At 64.2% G+C, this 447-nt stretch carries 1 pseudogene; it reads left to right on the top strand.

Annotated features, from left to right (window positions below):
- Window positions 1-447: pseudogene (locus RM844_RS32790) on the top strand (amino acid permease); the annotation flags it as partial.

The raw sequence follows: 447 nt of genomic DNA, 5'->3' as shown, positions 1-447 counted from the left end.
GGGCGGGTTTGTCATCGCTACGATCGTCCTGTCGATCTTCAGCGTCGGGTTCGTCGCCCTGGCCCGCCACATCACCGCGGCCGGCGCGTTCTATACCTTTGTGTCCAGGGCCTGGTCCAAGGTTCCCGGGCTCGCCGCCGGCGTCATGCCGATGGTCACCTACATGACGATGGAAGCCGGGCTGGTCGGAATCTTCTCGGCTTTCGCCGATCAGGCCTTCACCACCCAGTTCGGACTCGACCTGCCGTGGGAGATCTACGCCGTAGTCGGCCTGGTCGCCATCGCAGCCCTGTCACATTTCGACATCTCAGTAGCCGCAAAGGTTCTCGGCGTCGTACTGGTGTGCGAGATCGGCATGCTGACCCTCACCGCGGTCGCCGGCCTGGCCCACCATCCCGACGGCATGAGCTTCACCTCGCTCAGCCCGCTGACCGCGCTGAATACCAA

It is taken from the genome of Streptomyces chisholmiae (assembly GCF_031845445.1).
GTDB lineage: Bacteria > Actinomycetota > Actinomycetes > Streptomycetales > Streptomycetaceae > Streptomyces > Streptomyces chisholmiae.
Note: the sequence above shows the minus strand (reverse complement) of the source record. Positions and strands in the feature narration are given on the sequence as shown.